General features: G+C 38.0%; 30 protein-coding genes. 10 read left to right on the top strand and 20 right to left on the bottom strand.

The features are described 5' to 3' along the window. Position 1: 1 nt before the first annotated feature. The 10 genes from DUT68_RS15070 to DUT68_RS15030 form a co-directional block, all read right to left on the bottom strand. Positions 2-2,311 carry a patatin-like phospholipase family protein gene (locus DUT68_RS15070; protein WP_113639045.1) on the bottom strand — a complete coding sequence of 770 codons (2,310 nt, stop codon included), beginning with the start codon at positions 2,309-2,311 and terminating at the stop codon, positions 2-4. A gap of 47 nt (positions 2,312-2,358) precedes the next feature. Then, a complete protein-coding gene (locus tag DUT68_RS15065; RefSeq protein ID WP_113639044.1) occupies positions 2,359-2,847 on the bottom strand; it encodes a TspO/MBR family protein in 489 nt (162 codons plus the stop codon). Between the two features lie 93 nt (positions 2,848-2,940). Then, positions 2,941-3,096, bottom strand: coding sequence for a DUF5522 domain-containing protein (locus DUT68_RS18385; RefSeq protein WP_157960883.1), 156 nt, complete (start codon positions 3,094-3,096; stop codon positions 2,941-2,943). A 26-nt stretch (positions 3,097-3,122) separates the two neighbouring features. Next, positions 3,123-4,070 (bottom strand): MBL fold metallo-hydrolase, encoded by a 948-nt coding sequence (locus DUT68_RS15060; protein ID WP_113639043.1) that lies wholly within the window; start codon positions 4,068-4,070, stop codon positions 3,123-3,125. A gap of 39 nt (positions 4,071-4,109) precedes the next feature. Then, positions 4,110-4,718 carry a dephospho-CoA kinase gene (gene coaE / locus DUT68_RS15055; protein ID WP_113639042.1) on the bottom strand — a complete coding sequence of 203 codons (609 nt, stop codon included), beginning with the start codon at positions 4,716-4,718 and terminating at the stop codon, positions 4,110-4,112. Beyond that, a complete protein-coding gene (locus DUT68_RS15050; protein WP_113639041.1) occupies positions 4,718-5,665 on the bottom strand; it encodes a YbbR-like domain-containing protein in 948 nt (315 codons plus the stop codon). Before DUT68_RS15050 ends, coaE begins: the two co-directional genes overlap by 1 nt. A gap of 79 nt (positions 5,666-5,744) precedes the next feature. Then, positions 5,745-6,053, bottom strand: coding sequence for a preprotein translocase subunit YajC (gene yajC, locus DUT68_RS15045; protein ID WP_113639040.1), 309 nt, complete (start codon positions 6,051-6,053; stop codon positions 5,745-5,747). Between the two features lie 72 nt (positions 6,054-6,125). After that, on the bottom strand, positions 6,126-6,584 hold the full coding sequence (locus DUT68_RS15040; protein WP_113639039.1) for a DUF1573 domain-containing protein: 459 nt from the start codon (positions 6,582-6,584) through the stop codon (positions 6,126-6,128). 53 nt (positions 6,585-6,637) lie between these two features. Next, complete coding sequence (gene nusB / locus DUT68_RS15035) at positions 6,638-7,588, bottom strand: transcription antitermination factor NusB (RefSeq protein ID WP_113639038.1); 951 nt, start codon at positions 7,586-7,588, stop codon at positions 6,638-6,640. A gap of 53 nt (positions 7,589-7,641) precedes the next feature. Further along, positions 7,642-8,730: a Glu/Leu/Phe/Val family dehydrogenase gene (locus DUT68_RS15030; RefSeq protein WP_113639037.1), complete on the bottom strand. Its 1,089-nt coding sequence runs from the start codon at positions 8,728-8,730 to the stop codon at positions 7,642-7,644. A 229-nt stretch (positions 8,731-8,959) separates the two neighbouring features. Between DUT68_RS15030 and DUT68_RS15025 the strand changes: the two genes are divergently transcribed. The 3 genes from DUT68_RS15025 (at position 8,960) to DUT68_RS15015 (ending at position 12,179) form a co-directional block, all read left to right on the top strand. Then, positions 8,960-10,741, top strand: a complete 1,782-nt coding sequence (locus DUT68_RS15025) for an ABC transporter ATP-binding protein (protein ID WP_113639036.1) — start codon at positions 8,960-8,962, stop codon at positions 10,739-10,741. A 100-nt stretch (positions 10,742-10,841) separates the two neighbouring features. Then, positions 10,842-11,165, top strand: coding sequence for a DUF3276 family protein (locus tag DUT68_RS15020; RefSeq protein ID WP_113639035.1), 324 nt, complete (start codon positions 10,842-10,844; stop codon positions 11,163-11,165). Positions 11,166-11,261: 96 nt separating this feature from the next. Next, positions 11,262-12,179 (top strand): serine hydrolase, encoded by a 918-nt coding sequence (locus tag DUT68_RS15015; protein ID WP_237088351.1) that lies wholly within the window; start codon positions 11,262-11,264, stop codon positions 12,177-12,179. On the opposite strand, the gene DUT68_RS15010 is transcribed toward DUT68_RS15015, so the two are convergent. Further along, positions 12,176-12,631, bottom strand: coding sequence for a DUF5362 family protein (locus tag DUT68_RS15010; protein WP_113639033.1), 456 nt, complete (start codon positions 12,629-12,631; stop codon positions 12,176-12,178). The genes DUT68_RS15015 and DUT68_RS15010 overlap by 4 nt on opposite strands. Positions 12,632-12,934: 303 nt before the next feature. Between DUT68_RS15010 and ychF the strand changes: the two genes are divergently transcribed. Next, positions 12,935-14,029 carry a redox-regulated ATPase YchF gene (gene ychF, locus DUT68_RS15005; RefSeq protein ID WP_113639032.1) on the top strand — a complete coding sequence of 365 codons (1,095 nt, stop codon included), beginning with the start codon at positions 12,935-12,937 and terminating at the stop codon, positions 14,027-14,029. 117 nt (positions 14,030-14,146) lie between these two features. Here ychF and DUT68_RS15000 read toward each other — a convergent pair whose 3' ends face one another. Together DUT68_RS15000 and DUT68_RS14995 are read right to left on the bottom strand one after the other, a co-directional pair. Continuing rightward, entirely contained in the window at positions 14,147-14,401 is a 255-nt protein-coding gene (locus tag DUT68_RS15000; protein WP_113639031.1) for a hypothetical protein, read from the bottom strand. 29 nt (positions 14,402-14,430) lie between these two features. Next, entirely contained in the window at positions 14,431-15,663 is a 1,233-nt protein-coding gene (locus DUT68_RS14995) for a glycosyltransferase (RefSeq protein WP_113639030.1), read from the bottom strand. 190 nt (positions 15,664-15,853) lie between these two features. Here DUT68_RS14995 and DUT68_RS14990 point away from each other — a divergent pair, with 190 nt between their 5' ends. After that, entirely contained in the window at positions 15,854-16,435 is a 582-nt protein-coding gene (locus DUT68_RS14990; protein ID WP_113639029.1) for a MiaE family protein, read from the top strand. Positions 16,436-16,453: 18 nt separating this feature from the next. Here DUT68_RS14990 and DUT68_RS14985 read toward each other — a convergent pair whose 3' ends face one another. Further along, positions 16,454-17,512 (bottom strand): DUF3810 domain-containing protein, encoded by a 1,059-nt coding sequence (locus tag DUT68_RS14985; protein WP_113639028.1) that lies wholly within the window; start codon positions 17,510-17,512, stop codon positions 16,454-16,456. Positions 17,513-17,534: 22 nt separating this feature from the next. Beyond that, a complete protein-coding gene (locus DUT68_RS14980) occupies positions 17,535-18,869 on the bottom strand; it encodes a dihydroorotase (RefSeq protein ID WP_113639099.1) in 1,335 nt (444 codons plus the stop codon). A gap of 139 nt (positions 18,870-19,008) precedes the next feature. Between DUT68_RS14980 and DUT68_RS14975 the strand changes: the two genes are divergently transcribed. Genes DUT68_RS14975 through DUT68_RS14955 form a run of 5 tightly spaced genes read left to right on the top strand, consistent with a single transcriptional unit; the run spans position 19,009 to position 23,264 of the window. Then, positions 19,009-20,319 carry a DEAD/DEAH box helicase gene (locus tag DUT68_RS14975; protein ID WP_113639027.1) on the top strand — a complete coding sequence of 437 codons (1,311 nt, stop codon included), beginning with the start codon at positions 19,009-19,011 and terminating at the stop codon, positions 20,317-20,319. 1 nt (position 20,320) lies between these two features. Continuing rightward, entirely contained in the window at positions 20,321-20,602 is a 282-nt protein-coding gene (locus tag DUT68_RS14970) for a hypothetical protein (protein WP_113639026.1), read from the top strand. A gap of 23 nt (positions 20,603-20,625) precedes the next feature. Further along, the gene (gene gldC / locus DUT68_RS14965; protein WP_113639025.1) at positions 20,626-20,961 is read left to right on the top strand and encodes a gliding motility protein GldC; all 336 of its coding nucleotides are present in this window, start codon (positions 20,626-20,628) and stop codon (positions 20,959-20,961) included. A gap of 48 nt (positions 20,962-21,009) precedes the next feature. Next, a complete protein-coding gene (locus tag DUT68_RS14960; protein WP_198659607.1) occupies positions 21,010-22,842 on the top strand; it encodes a response regulator in 1,833 nt (610 codons plus the stop codon). Positions 22,843-22,859: 17 nt separating this feature from the next. Then, a complete protein-coding gene (locus DUT68_RS14955) occupies positions 22,860-23,264 on the top strand; it encodes a hypothetical protein (RefSeq protein WP_113639023.1) in 405 nt (134 codons plus the stop codon). Here the strand turns inward: DUT68_RS14955 and DUT68_RS14950 are convergent. From DUT68_RS14950 to DUT68_RS14930, 5 genes are all read right to left on the bottom strand, one after another. After that, positions 23,257-23,826 carry a Maf family nucleotide pyrophosphatase gene (locus tag DUT68_RS14950; protein ID WP_113639022.1) on the bottom strand — a complete coding sequence of 190 codons (570 nt, stop codon included), beginning with the start codon at positions 23,824-23,826 and terminating at the stop codon, positions 23,257-23,259. The genes DUT68_RS14955 and DUT68_RS14950 overlap by 8 nt on opposite strands. Before the next feature lie 76 nt (positions 23,827-23,902). Further along, complete coding sequence (locus DUT68_RS14945; protein ID WP_113639021.1) at positions 23,903-24,310, bottom strand: hypothetical protein; 408 nt, start codon at positions 24,308-24,310, stop codon at positions 23,903-23,905. A gap of 183 nt (positions 24,311-24,493) precedes the next feature. Beyond that, a complete protein-coding gene (locus tag DUT68_RS14940; protein WP_113639020.1) occupies positions 24,494-25,018 on the bottom strand; it encodes a KdsC family phosphatase in 525 nt (174 codons plus the stop codon). Positions 25,019-25,103: 85 nt separating this feature from the next. Continuing rightward, entirely contained in the window at positions 25,104-25,346 is a 243-nt protein-coding gene (gene iscX, locus DUT68_RS14935; protein ID WP_113639019.1) for a Fe-S cluster assembly protein IscX, read from the bottom strand. A gap of 118 nt (positions 25,347-25,464) precedes the next feature. Then, the gene (locus tag DUT68_RS14930; protein ID WP_113639018.1) at positions 25,465-25,797 is read right to left on the bottom strand and encodes a 2Fe-2S iron-sulfur cluster-binding protein; all 333 of its coding nucleotides are present in this window, start codon (positions 25,795-25,797) and stop codon (positions 25,465-25,467) included. Between the last annotated feature and the right edge of the window lie 40 nt (positions 25,798-25,837).

Raw genomic sequence — 25,837 nt, 5'->3', positions numbered from 1 at the left:
TTTATTCTAAAGATCGTTTGTTATAAATAAGGTAGCCAATATGTAACAATACGCTATGGCGGCGTTTGGTATCATCATATAAATTGTAACTAAAACTAATTGGTCCCAGTGGAGATTGATACACTAAACCCGTGGTGCCCGCATAACGCCATTTACTAATGGTATTTTCGAAGCCAACTTGTTGAAGTCCAATTTTTTTAAATTCTTGATAAGGTAAAAATACATAACCTTCTACACGTAAATCAAATTTTTTATGCAGGTTAATGATATTTTTTATTCCGGCAGCGGCATAATTGAAAGCTCTAAAGTTGGTCAAAAAAGTTGATCTGCTATCCTGCAACGGATAAAATGCAGGAGCAGCTAAGAGCGTAGCATAGTAGTTGCTAAATAATGGTTGGTTAGATACTGCTGCCTCTAGCGAGTAGCCCAAAGTGTATCGTTTGGTGTGTAAGCCATAATTTTCATAGGCCACTCTAGCTTGAAACCATTGCCTAAAATTACCCGATGCCAATGGGATCAATCCAGCGCTCTTCTTCGCAATATTTCCGGGAGTGTAGTTTTCCTTCGCAGTGGTAAAGTTTACAGTTGCGTAAATACTTCTTCCTGCGGTGGCATATTGTTTCCTATTGAGGGAGTTTTTCTCGAATGTTAATCCTGTTCTAAAACCATTTAACACAGTCCTGTCTAAAATATCGCCAACAACAAAATCTCCCGTAGGACTATAATTGTCACTATTATTGATAAAGGCTGCATTGAGTATCATCCGGGCATTTTTGTTCAATGGCATTCCAAATTTCAAATCAATTTTACGGTCGGCTTGGTCAATGTAAACCGGCGAAGGATTCTCTACAAAAATTTTACTGGTGCTGTAGTAATTCCAGTGGTTGTAAGTAAGTTCTGCGCCTAAAAATAGTGGTAATTTACTCGGATAATCAATTCTGCCGCTTAATTGCGCCGATTCGTAAAAACGCCCAGAGTAAAAATTAGTAGCAAAAGTATAGGCCTTTCTGTTCAGGTAATTGTATTGTATTCCCAAATAAACATTACTGATGGGGCGGGATGAAATATTGCCGCCAAAATCAATTTTCAAACTTTTTTTAGGTTGTGCCACGATCTCGAAATTGTAGCTGTCGGTATTGGCATCGTAGGTAATTTTAGGGTAAATTGCTTCAAACACTTCATCAGCTACTAATTTATAATAGCCTCTTTTGATATCCGCAAGGTTAAAGCTCTCATTGTCACTTTTAAATAATCTTTCTACATATTTACGCTGTTGGGAGTTTACGCCCTTCACAATAATGTTGTTAAAAATGAGCTCCGACTTTTTACTGTTAAAGCTAATCCTCTTTTTTTGTAGCTCCTTGTTGCTTATTCTGGATTTGACCCTAGCTTTGATTTTGTCCATTTCGGCCATTGTAGCATCGTAACCCTGTTTAATTAATGCTGCTACGGGAGTAAAGTTGGTAGCGCTATAGTCTGCTAAGTTAGGTTCAATATAGATGCCGTTTTTGCCAACCAAAGTAGAATCTGATTTCGCTAAAAACATGTAAATGAAGAAGCGATTAACAATTCGGTCATCATCTTTTGGATATTCATTAAAAGTTTTGGAAGAAACGTTTGCGCCAATAATGAAGTCCGGATTAAACTCCTTTTTCATGATGTCGGCTGGAAAGTTATTGTAAATGCCTCCATCAAACACAAATTGCTCATCTAATTTGATAGGGCGGTATACCAAAGGCACCGACATGCTGGCTCTTACAGCTTCCGTTAAGCTGCCATTGGCCACCGTTATACTCTTTTGCGAAAGAATATCAGAAACCATGCACCTAAATGGTACCATTAGGTTGTTGAAATTATCTTTAGCAGCAGCAGATGCTTGTGAAAACAGTTCTAATAAAGCAAAATTCAGTGGGATATCGTTAACTAAGTTGGGCCTAAAGCTTAAGCGTAAACTCGTATCGATGGCCATTTTTGCGGTAATAGCAGTAGGATTAGGCGGCGATTTTTGGAAGTAGAAGCTATAATCGCTTTGATATCTGCCGCTTACCCAATTCTGAAAGTCTTCGCTGAGCGCTATTTTTTCAATTTGTGCAGGTGAATAACCAGCTGCGTACATGGCACCTACAATAGCTCCCATTGAGGTTCCAGTAATGTAATCGATGGGAATTTTGTTTTCTTCCAGTGCTTTTAAGGTTCCAATATGCGCCAAGCCCTTTGCACCGCCACCACTAAGTACCAATCCAACTTTTTGTGCTTTAAGTTGAATGCAGGAGATAAAAAGCAGTAAGATTAAGATACTTTTGTAGCGCATGTTACCTATAAAAGTACCTATTTTCTTTAATTTAAGCTAGTTATTATTTAGTTAAGGATAAAAATAGTGTAGGTAAGGTAAGTGGCAAAGCTAGCCCAAAGAAAATAAGGTACAAATAGCCAACCCGCCAATTTATCGAAGCGATAGAAAATAAAACCATTGAAAAGGATGGCAAAAAGGAGCAAGACTATTTCAATTAAGGCTAGTCCAATTTGCCTCATTTCGAAAAAGATAAGTGACCATGCAAAGTTCAGTGCCAGTTGTATGAAATAAACAATCACCGCATATTGGAATCCATCAGCGGCTTTCCTGCGGTACCAAACCCGATAGGAAGCTACGCCCATTAACACGTACAATGTAGTCCATACAGGAGCAAAAACCCAATTTGGCGGATTAAATGAAGGCTTGTTTAAATTGACATACCAGGTTTTTATGGCGTCAATAGTAAATGAACTTGCAAAAAATCCAATACCAATTGGAATAGCAATACAAATTAAAAAGGCAAATGCGTTAGGTATTGGGTTTTTCTTCACCATAATTTCTAAGTTAACAATCTGTTTGCTAAGCTGTTTGATTGTAAACTAAAAATTACTTTGCGCTATAGCGGCGATAAAATTTGATGTAATACGCTAGCGGTCAGCGGGTTTATCAGATGTCTTCTTACCAAAATTCCAAGGGCAATGCTTGCATTTGTTTTTGCAACAATAGCCTCTTTTTAGATGATAGGCTTTTGTAAAAACCATTAAGCCATCTTCATTAAAGTAAAAATCTTCTCCTTCTTTCATGGTTAAGTTTGCCCTAAGTTACCTAATCAGTTTAATATCTTTACTGTGAGCTTATCCTCAAAATGATTTTTTAACTGCTTTCCATCTCCATGCAAAGTCCATACTTCGGTAGGTTTTACAGTTTCAATGGTTTTGATAATTCCCTTCCAATCAACATGATCGGAAATGTATAAATGCAGTGCATTGCCTTTTTGTAGATGCTGCCAGCCGGTAGCAAAAACCCGTACCACATTAATTGCCCTAATGTAGCTGTTGAAGACCATTGGCGGCACAATGTAAATGTTGCCGGTCAATTGCTGCTTCATAATTTTTCTATCGTAGGGTTGGTATTTCCCTAAGTTGATGCCCATTTGCTCGTAAATATGTACAAAGGGCATAATGCTGTGGTGCACCAAAATCCGCTTATTGGCACAATGTTGGTTAATTAATGCTATTAAGCGCTGACTTTTGCCCAACGCATATGCCCCAAGCATAATGTTGCTTTCTACTCCGTTCAGCTTTTGTATTTCCTCGTTTGCATCTGGGTGGCCAACATCAGGATTAGCAAAAGTAGTTTCAGTAATCAGCACATCGGCATTTACCAGCTCAATTGCTTCGCATGTATCATCATCTTCCGTTTTATAATCTCCAGTATAAAGGTATTTAACGCCTTTGTATTCCATTAATATCATTGCCGAACCTAACATGTGGCCAGCTGGATAAAACTTGATGTTGACGCCGTTTAAAACAAATTGTTCTTTGTAATTGATGATGTGGAAGGCTGCAGCCGCAAATTTTTTATATCGGTGTTGCATGAATAACTGGGTAGCCTTTGTGCAGTACACCTGATGATTTCCGCTCAGCGCATGGTCGCCATGTGCATGGGAAATTACGGCGTTGTGAACTGCCTCCTGCGGATCTAAATAAAAATCGCCGTAACGGCAATACAAACCCGACTTAGTTAACTCAATAAAATCCTGTAAAATGTTATTCATTATATTTGGCCTAGATAGGCGCAGTGCTGTTAAGGTGATTTACTGTTTATAGGAAGCTGCAAGCTCCAAAAACGTTTTGTGTAGTGCTAAAACTTGTAAAATAACTGATTGGCTTTCGGTATTGTTGATGTCGAAATCTGCCAATTTAATTTTTTCCTCGTCTTGTAATTGTTTGTTCATCCTTGCTAAAACCTGTTCTTCGCTTACATTGTCGCGTACTGTTACCCTCGCAATTTTAACTGCCTGTGGTGCGGTTACCAAAATATTTTTATCACACATTTTGTAAGAACCACTTTCGAACAGTAGCGCCGCCTCCTTTAAAGAGTAGGGGATGTTTTTTGATAATTTCGCATCCCAAGCATCAAATGCTCTAAAAACAGCGGGATGCACTAATGCATTCAACTTTGCCAATTCTTTCTCGTTGTTAAATACGATGTTGGCAATGTGCTTATTGTTTAAGCTACCATCCTCGAAATAACTTGCTGAACCAAAAGTGGTTTTAATGCCCTCAATCAAAGTAAAATCTGTGGTCATGATTTGTTTTGCTACCGTATCGGCGTAAAATACAGGAATGCCTAATGTTTCAAAAACCTTGCATACAGTTGTTTTTCCGCTGCCTATACCACCCGTTATACCTATCTTCAGCATTATTTTTCTATGATAAAATCCACGTTTTGGGGCTCAATACGCACTACCGAGGAGAAAGCTGGTAATTGACGGACTTTTACTGAAAGTTTGCGATGATTCAATATCTTCCACTCGTTCAAATCAACCGCCACTTTTACAGCGTCTTCGTTAGCTTTTGCGTAGTTGGATAGTGCTACCAAAATAGTTACCTTAACCTTTTTAGGATAAAGTTTCACATCGTAATACTCCTTGTTGTTCAAAAGTGTTAACGGTACTTCAATGGTTTTCTCCGTAAACTCGTCTACCGGAATTCTCACACCCACATTGGTGGGATAAACACTCACGTTGCTGATGGCATTTTTTAAGATGTTTATTCTGGTGTCTACATTGTTTTCAATGTTGTCCAACTTCAAACTGTCCGTATGCCAAATGTGTATCTTGTCCAGTTCTTCTTTTGGTCCCGAAATATTAACGTAAGCAGGTTTTAGCTGAATAGGCTTAGCCACGCCATGTTGCTGTACGAAGCTCAGTTTCGAGATTAATTTTAACGGCACTCGCTTATTAGTACGTTTGGAGAAATCGAAATAAAGCGTGTCAGGAGTAACAGAAATTACTTTTTGTGAACTTCCAAGCTGCTTATTGATTTGCTCTAACTGTTCTGAAAAAACAACGTAGCTTCTGCTGTTAAGCTTTTGCAAACTTACCGTAACCGATGGTGGGTTAATCCTCAAGCGGGCAAATAGCAGTTGCCATCCGCTGCCTTCTACCTTTAAATCTACGGTGTCGGGTTGTAATGCTTTAAATGCTTTCCCCTGAGGTTCATCTTTGTACAAAAGCTCAGTTTGTACTTGGTAAGGATATTTTTTGTTTAGTGCCAAAAATAACCAAGCGCCTATTGCACAAAAAATGCACAATAAGATAGTGCCAAAGCGCTTTTGTTCCAACTTGGTTAACTTGATAAACGGCATAGCGTAAAATTACAAAAAAAAGCCACTTCGAGCGTATCGAAGTGGCCTTATTTAGTGGAGATGATAATTGTGACTGAAATTATGCTTTAGGCTCAGCAGCTTTAGTAGCATCTAAAGAAATTGCCGATTTATCGAAACGAATTTTGCCACCACCTTCTACTTCAATTAAAAAAGTAGTATCGTTTGATCCTACAATTTTACCATGAATACCTGCTGTAGTTACAATTTTATCGCCTACTTTAAGTTCGGCTACCATTTTTTTGTGGTCTTTTGCTTTTTTCATCTGAGGTCTGATCATGAAAAAGTACATTACAACAAACATCAATCCGAACATGATGATAGTTTGCATACCTTGACCGCCAGCCTGTAAAATTACTGTTGATATCATTATTTAATTTATTTTATTGGTTAATGGTTCGCCGAGATTTTATCAATATCCACGGCAACCTGTTATTAAATGCTATTTTTTAACGTTGCCCACCAAATGCAATTGTTCAAAGGCAGGGTTTGCGTTAGAGGTAATAGTTACCACTTTATCCTGCAATCCTTCTTTTCCAGCGCTGTTAAAGGTTACGTTAATTGTCCCTTCATCACCAGGTTTAATTGGCTCTTTTGGATACTCTGGTTGTGTGCAACCGCAAGTAGCTGAAGCGTTGGTAATGATTAAAGGCGTTTTACCTACATTTTTAAACTTGAAGGTATAGCTTACTTTTTCGCCCTGCTTAATTTCGCCAAACTCATAAACTGCTTTCTCAACCTGTACCTTCGGAGCGTCAGGATCTGCAATTGCCGAATTTTCTGAACTGTTAGATTGGTTTGCTACCGCTACTTCGTTGTTTGTTGCTTCAGTAGTTTTACTATTGTTTTGGCAAGCGGTAAATGCTGCTGCGCAAATGGCTACAAAAAAAAGTTTTTTCATTATTGCTTTCTTTTAAAGTTGGTGTGGATAAATCTAAGCTTATTTCAGAAAAGCTACTCAATTAATCCTCTACCGATTTTTTTAATGCTGTTATTTTTCTTCAGATCATTTAAAATCTTGTCCAAGATACCATTTATAAACGTATTACTTTTCGGTGTACTGTAATCTTTTGATAAATCTAAGTACTCGTTAATGGTAACTTTTACAGGGATAGAAGGGAAGTTCATCAGCTCGCAAATGGCCATTTTCATCAAGATGGTATCCATTAATGCAATACGTTCCGACTCCCAGTTTTTTGTCCTCTCTGCAATTAACTCCTGGTATTTATCGTCATTTTTTAAGGTGTAGGCAAATAAATCCTTCACAAAAGTGCTGTCCTCTGTCCAGTCTGCACTAATTGGCGTCAGTTTGTTTTTCAAAGGATCTTCAGACTCAAAGTTTTTGATAGTTTTTGCTACCATGCCTTGCATCACCTCTCTATCTACAGGCCAATTGATAAATTTATCTTCGAAGATTTGTACAACGTTAACGTTTTTCAATAACATTTTACGGAAAATAAACTTGATGATTTCTTTAGAGCTTTCTAAAGTTTCTTCAAAATCTTCCGCTAAATAATCTTGATATTCCTTGCTTTCTTTTAATTTATTGAAAACAGATTTAACTAATTCAGGGTCTGAAAACCAGTTGATTTGATATTTGTTAACGGCTGCAACATACTCTGGGTTATGTTTTAATACGTTAGCAAATTTGTTGTGCAATAATTTTTGATTTGGATTTAAATCTTCGGCCGTTGGCAAATGCTTATTGGCTCTTTCGATAGCATCATGGGCGGTGTAATCAGTAACGTCAACTATTAAAGCTAACATGGAAATGTACATCTGATATACCTCATCAATACTTTTCATTAATAATTTCTGACTGCCGATGCTGTCTTTTTTTTCAGTAGTGTGCCAAGCGAAGATATTTTGCAGGGCTTTGATTCTAAGGTGCCTTCTGTTTAACATGAATGTAAGAACGATTGCGGTAAAATTACCTCTTGTGTGTTATAAAATGTAAATTAATATGATGATTTGATTTTTTTAATGTCTTCGATACGTTTTTCGGCAATACGGCCTGCAGCTAAGTTAGTAGGCATATTTTCTGCTTTGGATAATTTAATTACTTCGCGTGTAGCATCGTAAATGTTATCTATCAACTGCATAGTACGTTTCCTGCCGTAGCCGGTAAGCTCCGAGTAACAGCTGATGATGCCTCCAGCATTGATCAGGTAATCGGGCGCATATAAAATGCCTTTATCGTGAAGTAACTGTCCATGGATTCCCTCATTTGCCAGTTGGTTATTTGCCGAGCCGGCAATAATGGCAAATTTCATGGTTTTAATGGTTTTATCGTTAATGGTTGCTCCTAAAGCGCATGGAGCATAAATATCGGCTGCGATGGTGAAAATCTTATCTGCATCAATTGCTTTGGCCTTGTATTTCCTAGCAATTACACGCATACGATCTTCGTTGATATCACTCACGTAAACCTCTACATTATCATTGCGTAGCAGTTCAACCAAGTGTTCGCCCACGTTTCCTGTGCCTTGCACCACCACCGAGCGACCAGCAAGTTCATCGGTACCGAAAATTTCTTTTACGCTAGCCTTAATTCCTAGGTAAACACCTTTTGCCGAATAAGGTGCCGGATTTCCAGCGCCACCTAATGATTCAGGTACGCCTGTAACGTGCTGGGTTTCCATGCGGATGTATTCCATATCACGTACGGTGGTGCCTACATCTTCGCCAGCGATAAACTCGCCGTTAAGGTTTTTAACAAAACGCCCAAAGCTACGCATTAAAGCCTCAGTTTTTTGCCTTCTTGAATCGCCTATAATTACGGCTGCGCCACCACCAACATTTAAGCCGGCAACAGCAGCTTTGTAGGTCATGCCTTTAGATAAGCGTAAAACGTCTTCAAGAGCTTCGGCCTCAGAGTTGTAGTTCCACATCCTAACGCCACCTAATGCAGGGCCTAAAGTGGTATCGTGTATGGCAATTATCGCCTTTAATCCAGTAGCTACATCATTACAAAAAACTACTTTCTTATGGCCAGAGAGGCTTAATTGCTCTAATATCGAGGGGTTAGAAGAATTGTTTTCTGGCATAGCAAATAACTGTTGGAACCTACGCTGCAAAGCTAAAACAAAAAAATCATTTAAGCTAAGCGTATTTTAAATAAACAAAACTATGACCAATAACTAATAAACAATAACTAATAAGCAATAATCAATGAACCAATAACCAATGCCCAATGAACTAATGACCAATGAACCAATGAACCAATGAACAAATGAACAAAAAACCAACCAACTAATTCACTAACTTTGCCGCACCATGAAACACCTTTTCTTTCTCAATAAATATTTTGTCAAATACAAGTGGCGAATTTTGCCGGGAATAATTTTCGTGGTGATTTCAAATATCTTTGGAACTGTTCCTGGGCAGGTGATACGTCAGGCTTTTGATTTAATTACCGAAAATATTCAGGTGTATAGGTTGTATGCTGGCTTTGATCGCCAAGCAATAGTTTACAATATTTTCAGTTACAGCTTATTGTTTTTTGGTGCACTAATTCTAGCGCTTTACCTCATTCGGGGATTGTTTTTGTTTTTTATGCGACAAACCATCATTTTAATGTCTAGGCATATTGAGTACGACATGAAAAATGAGATATATGCGCACTACCAGAAGCTCAGTTTAGGATTTTATCGTCGCAACAATACAGGCGATTTAATGAACCGAGCTACTGAAGATGTGAATAGGGTGCGCATGTACGTTGGTCCAGCAATTATGTATGCCATCAATACCACAGTGCAATCTTGCTTGGTTATTTACTTCATGTTTTCGGTAAATAGCACTTTAGCAATTTATACCTTGTTGCCTTTGCCTATTTTGGTGGTAGTTATTTACCATGTCAACACCATCATCAACCATAAAAGTGAAAAAATTCAAGAGCAACTTTCAAGGCTATCCAGTTTTGTGCAGGAGCGATTTTCGGGCATCAGGGTAATCAAATCTTACGTACGCGAAAAATATGCTCAAGATATCTTCGCAAAAGAAAGCAATGCTTACAAAAGTAACTCGATGGATTTGGTGCGAGTACAAGCTTTCTTTTACCCAGCGATGTTGCTACTGGTAGGGTTAAGTACCATTTTAACCATTTACATTGGTGGAAACAAGGTGATTGATGGCGCAATTACTCCCGGAAATATAGCTGAGTTTATTTTTTACGTTAATCAGTTAACTTTTCCGGTAACCATGCTGGGGTGGGTAACTACACTAATACAACGTGCCGCGGCCTCGCAAAAACGTATCAACGAATTTTTACACCTAGTTCCAGATATCAATTCAGGCGGTGAAGAGGTGCAATTGCAAGGTAATATCAGCTTTAAAAATGTAAGTTTTACTTATCCGGATACAGGAATTGAAGCGCTAAAAAATGTAAGTTTTGAGATTAAAAGCGGTGAATTTGTAGCGATAATTGGACGAACAGGTTCTGGAAAATCTACTTTGGCCAATTTAATTATGCGGATGTACGACGTGTCATCAGGAGAGATTTTTGTAGAGGGCAAATCTCCTAAGCAGTTGAATTTGCAGCAATATCGCTCGCAAATTGGGTTCGTGCCACAAGAAGTGTTTTTGTTTTCGGATACCATTAAAAACAACATTGCGTTTGGTTTGGATAGTGTGAGTGATGAGGAAGTGACCAACGCTGCAAAGAATGCCGCAGTTTATCATAACATCGTCGGTTTCGACCAACAGTTTGAAACCATGTTGGGCGAACGTGGCATTACACTTTCGGGAGGGCAAAAACAACGCGTTTCTATTGCAAGGGCGTTAATCAAATCGCCGCAAATGCTGGTTTTTGACGATTGTCTATCGGCAGTTGATACCAAGACAGAAGAAGAGATTTTATCCAATTTAGGTAAATTGATGAGCGGAAGAACGAGTATCTTGATTGCGCACCGCATTTCAACCATTAAAAATGCAGATAAAATATTGGTGTTAGATAATGGAAAAGTTGTAGAAGAAGGAACTCATCAGCAACTGCTCAATTTGAATGGAATGTATGCTGAAATGTATCAGAATCAACTATTAGAAGAAGAAAATTCTTAAAATATCAAAAAAAACACAATTACTACTACTTCTATTTTGAAAGTTGGAAATTATTACATTATATTTACCCCAACCAAAACCACACTACACACACAATAAAATGGGAGATTTCGACAACAAAGAGAGAGAAGAGGTTTTTTCGAAGAAAGTAAGAGCTGGTAAACGTACTTATTTTTTTGATGTAAAAGCTACACGTTCAGGTGATTACTACCTTACGTTAACCGAGAGTAAGAAAAGATTAGAGGATGGCGTTTTTGTAAAACACAAGATTTTCTTGTACAAAGAAGATTTCGAGAAGTTTACAGAAGGCTTAACCGAAACTGTTGATTATATCAAATCTCGCCAAGAAGTAGTTGAAAAACGCTACGAATATTCTGATAACCAAGAATATGCAGCGAAAACAGATGACGATTTTTCGTTCTAAACGATAAAAATAAAAAGAAATCCTTTCCAGTTGGAAGGGATTTTTTTTTGATCTAGATTCGTCATTTTTTGCAATGGCGGTAAAAATCCTTAAAATATGATGAAGAAATTCTACGCATTTTTCCTATGTAGCCTCTTGTCCTTCACCGCTTTTGCTCAAACGGAGAAAGTAGATGCCAAACTCAATAAAATGATCAATGAGCTTGCAAAAGGTTTCAATGGAGATGTTGGCATATACGTAAAATCCTTAAAGACTGGAAAAATTGCAACGCTAAATGCTGATAGCATTTTTCCTACAGCAAGTATGATCAAAGTGCCAATTACTTGCGGAATTTTTGATAAGATTGAAAAAGGGGAGTTGAATTACAATACGCAGTTGGTTTATAAAGACAGCCTTTTGTATGCAGGGGAAGATATTTTGGGCTCATTTAAAAGCGGTGAAAAAATTTGGCTTGCTAAAGTACTGATGCTAATGATTACCACCAGCGATAATACAGCAAGCTTGTGGTGCCAAAGTTTGGCCGGAACAGGTGTGGCCATCAATCAGCTAATGGAAAAATACGGATTACAATACACTCGTGTGAACTCCCGTACGCCTGATCGACAAGCAAATCAACGTAAGTATGGTTGGGGTCAAACTACACCTCGTGAAATGGCTACGCTGCTTACCTTAATTAGAGAGGGTAAAATGATTAGTCCCTCCGCTTCAGAACGTATTTATAGAAACCTGATCCGCATTTATTTTGATAAGGAGGCCCTATCTGAAATTCCACCTTATGTTCAAGTTGCTTCAAAATCAGGTGCCGTTAATGCTTCACGTTCAGAGGTGGTATTGGTAAATGCTCCTCACGGTGATTATGTTTTCTGTGTTATCACGAATAATCAAAAAGACGTGCAATGGCGCTATGAAAACGAAGGAGAGGTATTGATTAGGAGTTTAAGTAAAATGCTATGGAATTATTTCGAGCCTAAAAGTAAATGGGAACCTGCAAAAGGAATGGATAAATATCACTAGGCTAGTCCGGCGATATTTGAAAAAAGCATCATTAAATACATAGCAATAAAGATGATTGCCAATATGCCGTAGTATTTAAATAGCGATTTTAATTTTGACATTGCCTCGTCTAAATTAGCTTGTTCACCATACAAAACGCCATTTTTGGCTTTGCTGGCATATCTCAGCATTAAAAAACTTGGATAGAAAATTAATAAGCCGTAAAATAGAAATACAATACTAATGGTTGTGCTGTCCATAGCGCCCAACTGACCTAGCATCTTCGCCATTTCTGGATTAGCATTCATTGCTGGCCCTAGTGTTAAAGCGGCCATAAACATTATAACAGCGAAGATGCATCCAACTATTCCAAGAAAATTAGCCCATTTTGCCATGTCATAAATATAGCTGCGCATATCTTCTGTCACAATCAATTTAGGCTGTTGGTCTGTTTGGGGTTGTTGCTCTTCCATTTTTTTTAGTTTGTTGCTAAACTAGGTATTTTTTACTGAAGTGGGAAATGGTAGGGCAGGAATAAGTGGTCAGGGATTGGTTGTCAGGGGTCAGGGGTCAGTTGTCAGGAATCAGTTTTAAGCTTGTAGGTATGCTTGATTACAAACCAAACAACTAAAAAACCAAACAACTAAACAACCAAAAAACCAAAAAACCAACTATCCAACAGCCATTGCACTAACGAAACAATTAACTATCTTTGCGGCTTGATTTTAGAGGGCTATCCAAACTAAAATCGTAAATCTAAAATCGTAAAATAAAACATGGCATTACAATGTGGTATAGTTGGTTTACCTAATGTGGGGAAATCTACTTTATTTAACTGTTTATCAAACGCAAAAGCGCAATCTGCTAACTTCCCGTTTTGTACTATTGAACCAAACGTGGGTGTAATTACAGTTCCAGATGAACGCTTAAATAAATTGGCAGAATTAGTAAATCCACAACGTGTAGTTCCTAATACTATAGAAATTGTTGACATTGCTGGTTTAGTAAAAGGCGCATCGAAGGGCGAGGGGCTAGGTAACCAATTTCTAGGCAACATCAGGGCAACAAATGCTATTATCCATGTGTTGCGTTGTTTTGATGATGGCAATATTATCCACGTTGATGGCTCTGTTGACCCAATCCGTGATAAGGAAATTATTGATACTGAACTTCAGCTGAAAGACTTAGATACGGTAACTAAGCGCATCCAAAAAATCGAAAAGCAGGCGAAGAACGATAAAGATGCAAAGAAGGAATTTGATATTCTCTCTGCAATAAAAACTCACCTGGAAACCGGGAAGTCAGCACGTACTGCGCCAATTACACCAGAAGATTTTGAAGAGATTGCTGGTTTGGGATTGCTAACGCAGAAACCTGTAATGTACGTTTGTAACGTAGATGAAGGCTCAGTAGTGAGTGGTAATAAGTATGTAGATTTAGTGAAAGCAGCAGTGGCTGATGAAGATGCAGAAGTATTGGTTATTTCTGCTAAAATCGAATCGGAAATTGCTGAACTAGAAAGCTACGATGAACGTCAAATGTTTTTGCAGGATTTAGGCTTAGATGAATCAGGCGTGAACAAGTTAATTAGAGCAGCATACAGATTGCTTGATTTGTACACCTACTTTACTGCTGGAGTACAGGAAGTGAGAGCATGGACAATTACCAAAGGTTTCACAGCGCCGCAAGCGGCTGGTGTAATCCATACCGATTTTGAGAAAGGTTTCATCCGTGCCGAGGTTATCAAATACAATGATTTTGTAACGCTAGGCTCAGAAAATGCATGTAAAGAAGCAGGTAAATTGGGTGTTGAAGGAAAGGCTTATGTGGTTGAAGATGGTGATATCATGCACTTCAGATTCAACGTATAACAATTCAAATAAAATTTAAAACGACTGTCTAAATTCCAGTCCTTCATGTATAAAAAAATGAAGATTGGTTTTTAGACAGTTTTTTTTGCGTAAAGATTTTTGCAGCTATTCGGTAAATTATTGTCTTGATTGAATTTCGCGTTCAATTTCCTTTTCTAAAATGGCGTTGTTTTTCGAATTTTTAACAACCGCATAAGTAATTATCAGCGGGAAAAAAGTAAAGAAGCTGAAGCCGTTTGCCACCGCACTGTAGACTACAACGCCAATGGTCAATCCAACAAGTCCGGCATCTATAATTTTACTATTTTTTATCTTTTTAAGTTGTTGCTTAAGTTCTTGTTCGCTAAGTTCCTTTAAGTTTTTCGAGCTCATGTGCTAAGATTTTATTTGTTCAATTAATTTCAGTTGGTGTTACTTAAGTGCTTATTTTTTTCTTCTATCCAAAGGGATAAATATTTAGTGCTTTGTAAAGTGTGGTGATGCAGCAATTCACCTAAAAAATTCTTCCTACGATGCGTTGAAAGGCTATTTTCTAATTGCGAAAGCTCATCCATAAACGGTTTTTCGAAAGTACTTCTTGCATACATCTGCTCAATAATTTCAAATCCACATTGCTGTGCTTTCAGCCATTCCGTTTGATCATGATATAAGTTTAGTACCTGGGTCAAAAACGTGTCTAAGTCATCGCTAATCACTCCCGGCCAAGCTAATTCCATTGTCATACCTTCGGCGCCAACACTTGTAGTGGCAATTGGTGTTCCTGTTTGCATAGCGTCAATAAATTTACCCTTGGCACCTGCGCCAAATTTAAGCGGAGCTAGCAATATTCTATGCTTTGCAATGGTTTCCCTAGCATTTTCGGCCCTGCCATGAACGATAAAATTTTCTTTTGCGTTATGAAGTTGCATCACCTTATCTCCAGCGTATGCACCATAAATATGTAACGAAACATTGGGTAGCTTTTTTCTTAACAAAGGCCAAATAGTTGTTTTAAGATATTGCAATGTTTGCCAGTTAGGCTCATGTAAATAATTGCCGATAAATACAAAATCCTTTCTTTGATCAAAACTAGGGTGATTTTGTACCGAAGTAATGCTGTCTTCTAAAAATGGGAGATAGTACAATAAATCCTCATTAATATTAAAGGATTTAAGAATTTCTATTTCCTTAAATGAGATGACTAGTGATAGGTCACAACGTAAAATGGAAGCAATTTCTCTTTTGGTAACATCGTTAATTAGATTTACGGCTTCGTTACGCTTCAAGGCTTGTTGTCTTGCGTAACGCAAAAAATGCAAATCTTCGGTATCCAAAATACGCAGGCAGTTGGGGCAATGTTGCTGTACCCGCCAACCGTATTGTTCTTCAATCATAAACCTATCGTACACTACAATGTCGGGGTTTAGTGCCGTAACCCAAGTATCAAAAGAATGATGGTTGAGCACAATGGCATGTTCGTTAACTCCAAGGGAGGATAAATCGAAACTGAAATCGCTTTTAGATGCGGCTGAGGCAAAATGTAATTCATCGCCATTGGCTAAAAACAATTCAACTAACTGGATAATTCGAGTGCCAGCTGCTGATGAAGTAGGTTCGGGCCAAACCAATCCGATGAATAAAACTTTTCTTGCCATGATACAAAGTTGCAGTTTATTGGTCACAGATGCACAGATTTATTTCGCTATTGTTATTCTTCTATAAAACAATTTAACTCCCAATAATTTGTTAAATATCAACGGAAGGGCAGCAAAATGTATTCGATATCAATTCCAGCTTTATAATTTTTAAATGCTTACAACCATATAAATTCTTAATTTTGCGGCCATGCTAGGACTAAAACTACTTACCGACCCACGTTGGGCCAATATTGCGGAAACTAACTTAGAAGAAATTTTAACCGACCATGCTTGGTGCGAACAAAAGGCAGCTAGCAATGCCATCACTTTAATTACCCAAAATTCGGAACATCAAGATTTGGTTGATGAATTTACCGCTATTGCTTTGGAAGAATTGCAACACTTTCAAATGGTAATTAATATCATTAAGGAACGTGGTTATACTTTAGGCAGAGAGCGCAAGGACGACTACGTTGGTCAGTTGGTGAAGTTTAGCAAGAAAGATGGAAGTAGGAACCAAGCTTTTATTGACAGGTTGCTATTTGCCGCAATGATAGAAGCGAGAAGTTGCGAAAGATTTAGAGTGCTTTCTCAAAATATCCAAGATAAAGAATTAGCCAAGTTTTACCACGAACTGATGGTTTCTGAAGCCACCCATTACACTACATTTCTCAATTTTGCTCGAAAATACACCATTGATGTGGATGTAGAAAAGCGTTGGAAAGAATGGCTGGAGTTTGAAGGGAACCTGATTAAAAGTTACGGAAACAGAGAAGCGATACACGGTTAAACACTTTCAGCACTTAAATTAAAGGTCTTTCTTGTGATAGTTCACCAACCAAAGTACAATATCCTGATAGCTTTTGATTCCTTTTTGCTGATTGTTGAGCTTTAAAATTTGATCGAAGGTTTTGCTCATATAAACCGACATCGCACCGTTATATTTGGCCCAAAACTCCCTTTCTGCTTTGAATTTATCCATTAGCGGAGCTGGAATTTTGGTGATGATGTTATTGTAATCTTCCGGATATTTCAATCTAATCTCTACAAGTACGTACCGTAACATGTTGTAATAAGCGGAAAATTTAAATTCTGCATTATCCGTATTGGAAGCAACAATATAGCCAACCAAGTTCGCTTCATCTTCCTTGGCTACGCCCAATTGATGTGCAATTTCATGGCAGGTTACAAATGGAAGTACAAATACTGGCAATCGTTGGTTAATATTGGCTTCGCCAGATAACGGGTTGTAATAACCTTCAATTCCCATTTTACTAGTTAACCACGAGTTGTTTACAGGTTTAACCGCAGGATATTTGTAAGTGAAAAAAGGTTGCAGTTCCGCTAGTTGATTATAGGTGTCGGTAGCAATACTAGCAAGTTCCTCTGGGTCGTATTCAAATTGGCTGGTATCTATTGACTTGTTTAAGGCGCTAAGTTTTTTAATGAAAAGTGAACTTAAGTTTATTAACTGCTCCTTTTGATAGGGCTCGTTACTGATTTGCAATTGTTCGTTAATTCTTGGCCTCGAATAGTTTAGCCCCCACAAAAGTTTAAAAGAGATATAAATCAGTAATAAAAAATTGACGCTCTTCAATGCAAAGTTGGCATAATCTGCTTTAACTTTTCGTTGTTTGCTTGAGAAAGACACAATACTTTTAATAACAAGCAGTATTAAAATTAGATAAAGAAAATCGCCAATTGCAAATGGTAAAAACGATGATACACCACGCTGTATAATAGATATGACCGGGTAAAACTGCTTGCTGTAATAAGTTTCAACAGCTTCCGGAAAAAAACCGAAGCTAAAAATAGCAATACTAAGTACAGCTAGGACAATCAGCAGTTTCGTCTTTTTTTGTAACATCAATTTAAATCTGAATTTTTAACTATCGATCAAAAGTTAAACGTTTGCCCGTTTCGCTAGTCATGAATTTGCCTTTTTGGTAGGCTAAATTTCCGGATACAAAAGTGTGTGTAATGCTTGCTTTAAAGGTATCTCCTTCAAATGGCGACCAACCACATTTGTATAGGGTATTAAGTTTAGTCACTTTAAAAGTATCGTTTAAATCTACCAGTACCAAATCTGCCCAATAGCCTTCTCTGATAAAACCACGTTCGCTTAAGTTGAAGCAAACCGCTACGTTATGAGCTGCTTTTTCGGCTATTTTTTCCAAAGTGATTTTGCCCTGCAAATGCATCTCAAGCAATGCTGGTAGCGCATGTTGTACCAGTGGCCCGCCAGATGGCGCTTGTAGGTAACCTTGATTCTTTTCTTCTATAGTGTGCGGCGCATGATCGGTAGCAATAACATCAATTCTATCGTCCAATAGCCCCTGTAAAATCCCAGCCTGGTCAGCCGCTGTTTTAACCGCCGGATTCCATTTAATGAAATTACCCTTGGTAGCGTAATCTTTATCATTAAACCAAAGGTGATGAATACAGGCTTCTGCAGTAATTCGTTTTTCTGCAAGTGGCAAAGTATGATCGAATAAAGTTACTTCTTTTGCAGTGGAAATATGTAATATGTGTAATCGGGTTTGGTAGCGTTTTGCTAGCTCTACAGCTAATGACGACGATTTATAACATGCTTCAACACTTCTAATTAAAGGATGCATATCGATGGTAATATCCTCCCCGTACTTTTCCTTATAAACTGCTAGGTTGTGTCTAATTGTAGCTTCGTCTTCGCAATGGGTAGCCACTAAAATAGGCGCTTTGCTGAAAATGTGTTCTAGCGTTTTTTCATTGTCTACCAACATATTTCCGGTTGATGATCCCATGAATACTTTTATCCCACACACATTTTTGGCGTCAGTTTTAAGTACTTCTTCAATGTTATCATTGCTTGCCCCCATGTAAAAGGAGTAATTGGCTAGTGAAGTTTGCTTTGCAATGGCATATTTATCAGCTAGTAAATCCTGTGTTAGCGTATTAGGTACGGTATTGGGCATTTCCATAAATGAGGTAATTCCTCCAGCAACAGCGGCCATACTTTCTGTGAAAATATCTGCTTTATGTGTTAATCCAGGTTCCCGAAAATGAACTTGGTCGTCAATCATCCCAGGTAGGAGGTGAAGTCCCTCGGCGTTAATTTCTAAATCGGCAACCACATCAATTTGAGAGGCAATTTTTTCAATACGACCGTCTTTAATCAATAAATCTGAAGTGAAAATTTGGCCTTCGTTTACAATATTAGCTGCTTTAATAAGGATAGTGCTCATGTTGGTAAAGTTAATGATAAAGTAGGGAAGTTCGAAAAGTCTGTAAAGCTTGGTTGCGGCCAGTTGGTGGCGTGTCATCTTACATACTTTAAAGCTGCAAACTTCGGACTTCCAGTTAATAAATCGTAAATTCGCAGCTATGCCAAAAAAATTCGAAGAATTCAAGCTAAATAGACAAATACTTAACGCAGTAGAGGAAGCAGGTTTTACAGAAGCTACACCTATACAAGAAAAAGCAATTGGTCCGGTACTTTCTGGTCAAGATTTATTTGGCATTGCACAAACCGGCACTGGAAAAACGGCCGCTTACGTGCTGCCTATGTTAATGAAACTCAAATATGCACAAGGTGAAAACCCAAGAGCATTGATTTTGGTGCCAACTCGTGAGCTGGCCCTTCAAATTGAGGAACAGGTGCGTTTATTTTCAACTTATACCGATTTACGCACTGTAGTAATTTTTGGTGGCATAGGGCCAAAAACGCAAAAGGAACAAATTGCCAAAGGCTTGGATATTTTGGTGGCCACACCGGGGCGTTTTTTGGATTTGTACCTTACAGGCGATATCAATACCAGAAGCTTGCAATTTTTAGTGCTTGATGAAGCTGATAAAATGATGGATATGGGCTTTATTGGTTCCATCCACCGTATATTGGAAGTAGTTCCTCGCAAGCGTCAAAATTTGCTGTTTTCAGCTACGATGAGTGATTTGGTGCATAAAATTGCGGGCGATTTTCTTAAAAATCCCTTAACAATTGAGGTAGCCGCACAAGCAACTCCTGCACAAACAGTTACGCAAAAGATGTATGCAGTACCTAATTTCAAGACAAAAATTAATTTGCTAGCGCATTTGCTAAAGGATGATGAATTTAAGCGACTGATTATTTTTTGCAAAACGAAAACGGTCGCAGACAATATCAATAACTTTATTGCTCGTAGGTTTGGTGAAGATGCAGTTAGGGTAATTCATGCCAACAAAGGGCAAAATACACGTATCAATTCTATCAATAGTTTTAAAGAAGGTAACGTTAGAATTTTAGTAGCTACAGATGTAGCCTCTAGAGGAATAGATGTAAGCGAAGTGAGCCACGTAATTAACTTTGATGTACCTATCGTTACCGAAGATTATGTACACCGAATTGGTCGCACAGGAAGGGCATTTAATGAAGGTATAGCCATTACTTTTTACAATGAAGCAGAGAGATACTACATTGATAAAATCGAGAAATTAATTAGGCAGAAAATTGATGAGGAAGAAATTCCACAGTCTATTTTTATAGAAGAAACGCCTTTTGACGAGCGTCAAGCTATAGCAAGGGAAATTGATGCCCAAAAGAGGAAAGAAAATCCCGACTTCAAGGGAGCTTTCCATGAGAAGAAGAAACAATACACCTCACCTACAAAAAAAAATAATAAAAAAAGTTACCCATCTAAAAATAAAAAACGCAGGTAAATTGAAAGTAAAACTTACACCTTTAAATATTATTTCGGCCTTAAGTATTATGGCTGTAGGTGGTTTAATCGCAAAAAAGGAGTGGATTTTGGGAGCTGGAAATCATGAGTTTAAAAATCCACTAATTGCTTTATGCATACTCGTTTTTTTTGTATCGCTGCTCTGCGATCAAATTTTTAGAAAATTTATTCCAAGTTTGGCAAGACTTTGGATGACACAATTGATGCTTATTTTGCTCACTGTGTTGTTCGTTTTGGTCTTGAAATTAAGTGTGTTCGGATAAAACAAAATAACCATTATAATAAGATGAAAAAAGCTGAGATCAAGATTACAGTTGAGCTAGATGAGAAAAATGTACCTGAAAATTTGCTTTGGGAATCTACAGATTCGCAAAATGCGGAGAAAGTAGCCGCTAAAGCAATGATTTTAGCCCTTTGGGACCATAATTATAAAAACTCAATGAGAATTGATTTGTGGACTAAAGACATGCCTGTGGACGAAATGAAACGTTTTTTCTATGAAACGTTGCAAACTATGGGAGATACCTTTTTGAGGGCTACAGGTGAAACAAATATTGTGGAAGATTTGCGAGATTACTGTGCTCATTTTGCTGAAAAAATGGGTATCGATAATCAGAGCTAATTTTTTCCTAACCTTAGCTATCGATAAATAAAAATGGGCTCACCAGCGTTGAAACAGTTACTTGCAAACTTTGCTATAAAGTTGTTGCTCATTTTAGTGTTAATAGGTGCAGGCATTTACTTGCTGATTGCCAATAGAGACAATGCTAACTATCTAAGTCAAAAAGAACAGCAGTTGGCATCTCTTGTTGCACTCAATAGAAACTTGGAGCAGTGTAGTCATGCTTACCTTCAAATTGCCAGTGCTGATTCTACCAAAATCGATAGCCTCAAATCTTACCTGAATTCATTATCAAAAAATAAGGCATTTTTAGCGCAGTATTTAGAAGAAAGTGAAAATTACAAGAGCGATGCTAAAGTAGTACTGGCGAGCTTAGAAAACGAGGAAAGTTTCTATAAAAGGCAGCTAGAGTTACTGCTAGAAACTGGTATTTTTCCGGCAGTACCGAGAAATTTTGGCGAAGTTGTAGTTACGCAGCGTTTGCTTTATCCATTTGTTAAGGCTGATACGGAAGACTTACACGCTAAAAGTCAACAAAATGCCAAAATGCACCAGCAATTAGCATATTTGGTAATTGGCATAGGGATTTTGATCTTGGCAATGAATACGCTGATTTATTACCGATCAAGAAAGTCGCTTGAAAAGCAAATTGCTCACGAAAAAGAAATCTCCAACGCTAAATTGGCTGCCCAGTTAGCTAATAACGCCAAATCAGAGTATTTGGCAATGATCAGTCACGAAATACGGACACCGATGAATGGTGTACTAGGAATGTCGAACTTGCTTTTACAAGGCGCTTTAACTGAGGAGCAAAAAGACTATGCGAAAACAATTCATAATAGTGCGGAAGCTTTATTGCGCATAGTAAATGATGTGCTTGATTTTTCGAAGATAGAAGCTGGAAAAATTCAGTTGAACCAAACTTCTGTTGATGTTAGGAGGCTTATAGCTGAAGTTTTTGATGGTTTCCCAAAATCTAACGACCAGCTGAGGGTTAATTTTACTGTTGATGAAGCTGTACCAGAATTGGTATATGCGGATGCCTTCCGTCTGAAACAGGTTTTGTTGAACTTTTTGAGCAATGCGCACAAGTTTACCAATAAAGGAAATATTAGCTTGGAGTGTAAGGTAATCGACAAAGAGGATAACGGAAATATACGTTTGGGTTTCAGCATTAAAGATACGGGGATAGGAATTGCGGAAGAAAGGATTAAGTTGTTGTTTAAGCCCTTTGTGCAAGTGGATCAAACCAGCGTTCGTAAATATGGCGGTACGGGACTAGGTTTAAACATTGCTTATAACCTTATTTCAATGATGTCTGGGAAGGTAAAAGTAAGTAGTGAAGTAGGCATAGGCTCTGTATTTACATTCTACATCGTTACAAAGGAAATGTTTCAAACCAGGAAGGTGAAGCCGGCTCCTGTAGAAAGAGAACAACATATCTTGGATCAAGAACTTTCGGGATCTTACCCTTTGAGGATTTTGGCCGTTGACGATAATGAGGTGAACCTGATGCTGATTACTAAGACGCTAAGTAAATTGGGTTATTCTTGTAAAAAGGCCTCGAACGGGCAGCTGGCGCTTGAAATTGTAAAGCAGGAAGATTTTGATTTGATTTTCATGGATATGCAAATGCCCATTATGGATGGTACAGTTGCTACCACTGAAATTAGAAAGCATTATCGTGTGTATGAATATCCCGTGGTAATAGCTTTAACGGCAAATGCCCTGGGCGACGGCAGGGATAAGTGCCTAGAAGCCGGCATGCAAGATTTCATCGCAAAGCCTTTTAAACCGGCCGAAATTGAGGAGGTAATCAGGAAATGGGCTCCAAAAATTATAGCACATCATAGCAAAGCTCAATCAATTTCCTTAAGTTAGCGCTTTAACTTTTTATTATGCTAGTTGTAAATAAACCGATGGCCTTAATAGGGCTGTTTTTGTTGCTAATTGCCGCTTTTTGTCCAATACTTCAGGTTCAGATTATTTTTAAGTTGGTAAGTTGGACACTATATAAAACAGATGTTAGGCTATTTCTAATTACCTATGCTTTGGTGGCATTAATGGGATTGAGTTTTTTTGTTAGGCAGTTAAGGGCATTTAAAATATTAACAAGGGTGATGTTTGGCTGGGTAATCTTAATGGCAGTAGCCGTATATTTTAAATCAACACATTACTTCAATTTCAAAATAGCTGATAACTTGTTAGGCAAAACAATTCACTTTGAATGGGGCTGGATTATTTTGCTAATAGGCAGCGTTTTATTATTGTTTAGCGTGAAAAAGCCAACTTTGGCTAGCTAATCTTTAATAAGTACTGATATAGTTTTTCGGTAGGCAATCCCATTACATTGGTGTAAGACCCCACTATTTTTTCAACAACGGTAAGTCCAAACCAATCTTGTATGCCATAACTTCCAGCTTTGTCAAATGGTTGGAAGTTGTTGATGTAATGTTCAATTTCGTCGTGGTTAATCTTTCTGCAAAAAACTTCTGTGCGATCGTAAAATGAACTTAGTTTTCCTTTGTGGTTGATGCTTACGCCTGTGAAAACTTCATGTGTGCTGCCCGAAAGTTTGTTCAACATGCTTCTAGCCTCAGCGTGGTCGCTAGGTTTTCCTAGTATTTCGCCGTTAATGGCTACTATAGTATCAGCAGTAATTACTATCGCATTCGGATTTCCTTCAAAAGCACTAGCTTTTTTTTCAGCGATGTAAACTGCAATCTCCGCTGGACTTAATTCAGCGGGAAAGCTTTCGTCAACATCTTTCAACTCAACGGAAAAATCAAGTCCCATTAAGTTTAACAATTCATGCCGGCGTGGGGATTTCGAAGCGAGAATAACTGGAAGGCTAAGCTTTAACATTTGATACAAATTTGTACAAAAATAGCAAAAGCGGCTAATTTGCCGCTTTTGCTAATATAAAATTTTAGTGGGTAAATTAGTTGCCACCTCTGCGCTCTTCCATTCTTTTTTGCATTTCAGCTTTTTGCTCTTCAAGCATCGCTGTATAAGTTTTTTTCTGATCTTCGGTTAAAACCGATGTAATTTTGGTCTCTAAATCAGCTCTCATTTTTTGCATTTTTTCCATCATCGCCTTTCTATCGCCGCCACCTTGCGCTTCTTCACGAGCTTTTTTCTGCGCTTCTGCTTGTTCAGTGAAAATAGCAGTTAATTTAGTTTTTTGATCAGCGCTCAATTTTAGTTTTTCATCTAGTTGTTTTACCCTAGCTTCCGGATCCATACCCATTCTTCCACCTGGTCCACCCATTGGACGGCCACCATCTTGTGCTTGAGCGAAAGCCACCATACCAAATAATAGCCCGCAAATCATCATTAATTTTTTCATGTTTATATTGTTTTACGTTTCTTTTTGGATGGTAAAACTTGGATTAGGTTTAATCCATTTTGAAATATAAAAGGTTAAATAATGTTAAATGCATTTACGTTGGCATTTATTACTGATGGGAACCTAAAATACTCAGATGCTTGTAGGGTTACTAGTTTTAATTTACCACTACTTTGATTGATACTACTTACTTGCTTCGGCAGCTGAGGGAATGTTTCCATTCCAATCGCCACGTACTTTAAGCACCTTTTCAATCACATCTCGGGCAGCAGCTTCACCGCCATTTTTTGGTGAGATGTAGTGGGCTACGGCTTTAATTTCGTCAACAGCATCAGCAGGGCAAGTAGCAATGCCCACTAATTTCATAACTTCCAAATCCGGAATATCATCGCCCATGTACAGCACTTCAGTAGATGATAGTCCCTTTTGTTGAAGATAGTTGTGGAACACTTCAATTTTATTGCTCACTCCTAAGAAAACATCGGCTACGCCTAAACCTTCAAAACGTTTATTCATAGCCACGCCTTTGCCTCCAGAAATAATACAAATGTGATAGCCTTTCTTTGCCGCTAATTGAAGTGCGTATCCATCTTTAATATTGAAAGATCGGAGTAGTTCGCCAGTTTCGGTAGCTATTACTGTGCCGTTGGTAAGCACACCATCCACATCAAAAATAAAGGTGGTAATATTTTTAAGGTTTTGAAGCATAAAAAATATTCATTGGCTAACTAGTCGATTACTTTAGCTTTAAGCTAAATGAGCTACTAAAGCCTATTTCCTGATCCTTAAATAATTATTGGTTATCTCTCCACTCGTAAACCCAAGCAGATTGGATTTGCTCCAAATGCCCTTCGTTACACTCTTCCCTAGTTCCGGCAAAGTTTGGAAGTGTTAAAACCCATTCAAGCAATTCAGTGAATCTGATTCTGTAGATTTTTGCCTCGTCAAATTCATCACCGAATTTTTCGTAAAGTTCAAGGGCAATATCCTCGTAATCGTTCCAGTGGATAGGCAATGCAAATTTATCGTTGTTCATGTTAATGTTGTAAAGTTTGAATGTTTAAAGTAGGGTAACAGTTGATTAGTTTAATCGGTTAACTGATTTTTGGAACTGCCAAAGTAATCGTAATTTGTAAATCTAAAATCGTAATCGCTTAGTGTCCTAAAAATCCAGACTGATCTGGAATTGTAATTTCGATATCTCCATCTAAAACCACACATTGGCAAGCTAGTCGCGATGTAATTTTTGGTCTAACTGCACGATCTACAAAGTCTTCTTCTTTTTCTGAAATTTCCTGGATGTTATCCATTCCCTTGGTTACATAGATATGGCATGTACTGCATCCGCATACGCCTCCGCAGTTATGTTGTAACTTTATTCCGTTATCTAAAACCACATCTAGTACATCTTCACCAGCTGCAATTGGCAATTCAACAGGTGTTTTTCCTTCTTCTTCGAAATTTATCTTTAGTTTGAAAATACTCATAATTAATGCAAAAGTAAGCAGCCAAAAATTAAAAAACAGT

This window comes from Pedobacter zeaxanthinifaciens (assembly GCF_003313335.1).
In the GTDB taxonomy this organism is placed as follows: domain Bacteria; phylum Bacteroidota; class Bacteroidia; order Sphingobacteriales; family Sphingobacteriaceae; genus Pedobacter; species Pedobacter zeaxanthinifaciens.
The sequence above is the reverse complement of the archived record's forward strand: the minus strand, read 5'-3'. Positions and strand labels throughout refer to the sequence as shown.

Bases quoted from the DNA above. Each gene is read 5' to 3' on its own strand.
- DUT68_RS14945 (WP_113639021.1), bottom strand. From the start codon at position 24,310: ATGAAAAAATTAATGATGATTTGCGGGCTATTATTTGGTATGGTGGCT.
- DUT68_RS18385 (WP_157960883.1), bottom strand. From the start codon at position 3,096: ATGAAAGAAGGAGAAGATTTTTACTTTAATGAAGATGGCTTAATGGTT.
- DUT68_RS15070 (WP_113639045.1), bottom strand. From the start codon at position 2,311: ATGCGCTACAAAAGTATCTTAATCTTACTGCTTTTTATCTCCTGCATT.
- DUT68_RS15025 (WP_113639036.1), top strand. From the start codon at position 8,960: ATGAAACACCTTTTCTTTCTCAATAAATATTTTGTCAAATACAAGTGG.
- DUT68_RS15030 (WP_113639037.1), bottom strand. From the start codon at position 8,730: ATGCCAGAAAACAATTCTTCTAACCCCTCGATATTAGAGCAATTAAGC.
- DUT68_RS14955 (WP_113639023.1), top strand. From the start codon at position 22,860: ATGCTAGTTGTAAATAAACCGATGGCCTTAATAGGGCTGTTTTTGTTG.
- DUT68_RS15060 (WP_113639043.1), bottom strand. From the start codon at position 4,070: ATGAATAACATTTTACAGGATTTTATTGAGTTAACTAAGTCGGGTTTG.
- DUT68_RS14975 (WP_113639027.1), top strand. From the start codon at position 19,009: ATGCCAAAAAAATTCGAAGAATTCAAGCTAAATAGACAAATACTTAAC.
- DUT68_RS14990 (WP_113639029.1), top strand. From the start codon at position 15,854: ATGCTAGGACTAAAACTACTTACCGACCCACGTTGGGCCAATATTGCG.
- coaE (WP_113639042.1), bottom strand. From the start codon at position 4,718: ATGCTGAAGATAGGTATAACGGGTGGTATAGGCAGCGGAAAAACAACT.
- DUT68_RS15065 (WP_113639044.1), bottom strand. From the start codon at position 2,847: ATGGTGAAGAAAAACCCAATACCTAACGCATTTGCCTTTTTAATTTGT.
- DUT68_RS15015 (WP_237088351.1), top strand. From the start codon at position 11,262: ATGATGAAGAAATTCTACGCATTTTTCCTATGTAGCCTCTTGTCCTTC.
- DUT68_RS14985 (WP_113639028.1), bottom strand. From the start codon at position 17,512: ATGTTACAAAAAAAGACGAAACTGCTGATTGTCCTAGCTGTACTTAGT.
- DUT68_RS14950 (WP_113639022.1), bottom strand. From the start codon at position 23,826: ATGTTAAAGCTTAGCCTTCCAGTTATTCTCGCTTCGAAATCCCCACGC.
- DUT68_RS14980 (WP_113639099.1), bottom strand. From the start codon at position 18,869: ATGAGCACTATCCTTATTAAAGCAGCTAATATTGTAAACGAAGGCCAA.
- nusB (WP_113639038.1), bottom strand. From the start codon at position 7,588: ATGTTAAACAGAAGGCACCTTAGAATCAAAGCCCTGCAAAATATCTTC.
- DUT68_RS14940 (WP_113639020.1), bottom strand. From the start codon at position 25,018: ATGCTTCAAAACCTTAAAAATATTACCACCTTTATTTTTGATGTGGAT.
- gldC (WP_113639025.1), top strand. From the start codon at position 20,626: ATGAAAAAAGCTGAGATCAAGATTACAGTTGAGCTAGATGAGAAAAAT.
- DUT68_RS15010 (WP_113639033.1), bottom strand. From the start codon at position 12,631: ATGGAAGAGCAACAACCCCAAACAGACCAACAGCCTAAATTGATTGTG.
- DUT68_RS14930 (WP_113639018.1), bottom strand. From the start codon at position 25,797: ATGAGTATTTTCAAACTAAAGATAAATTTCGAAGAAGAAGGAAAAACA.
- DUT68_RS15050 (WP_113639041.1), bottom strand. From the start codon at position 5,665: ATGCCGTTTATCAAGTTAACCAAGTTGGAACAAAAGCGCTTTGGCACT.
- DUT68_RS15000 (WP_113639031.1), bottom strand. From the start codon at position 14,401: ATGAGCTCGAAAAACTTAAAGGAACTTAGCGAACAAGAACTTAAGCAA.
- DUT68_RS14995 (WP_113639030.1), bottom strand. From the start codon at position 15,663: ATGGCAAGAAAAGTTTTATTCATCGGATTGGTTTGGCCCGAACCTACT.
- iscX (WP_113639019.1), bottom strand. From the start codon at position 25,346: ATGAACAACGATAAATTTGCATTGCCTATCCACTGGAACGATTACGAG.
- ychF (WP_113639032.1), top strand. From the start codon at position 12,935: ATGGCATTACAATGTGGTATAGTTGGTTTACCTAATGTGGGGAAATCT.
- DUT68_RS15020 (WP_113639035.1), top strand. From the start codon at position 10,842: ATGGGAGATTTCGACAACAAAGAGAGAGAAGAGGTTTTTTCGAAGAAA.
- DUT68_RS15040 (WP_113639039.1), bottom strand. From the start codon at position 6,584: ATGAAAAAACTTTTTTTTGTAGCCATTTGCGCAGCAGCATTTACCGCT.
- yajC (WP_113639040.1), bottom strand. From the start codon at position 6,053: ATGATATCAACAGTAATTTTACAGGCTGGCGGTCAAGGTATGCAAACT.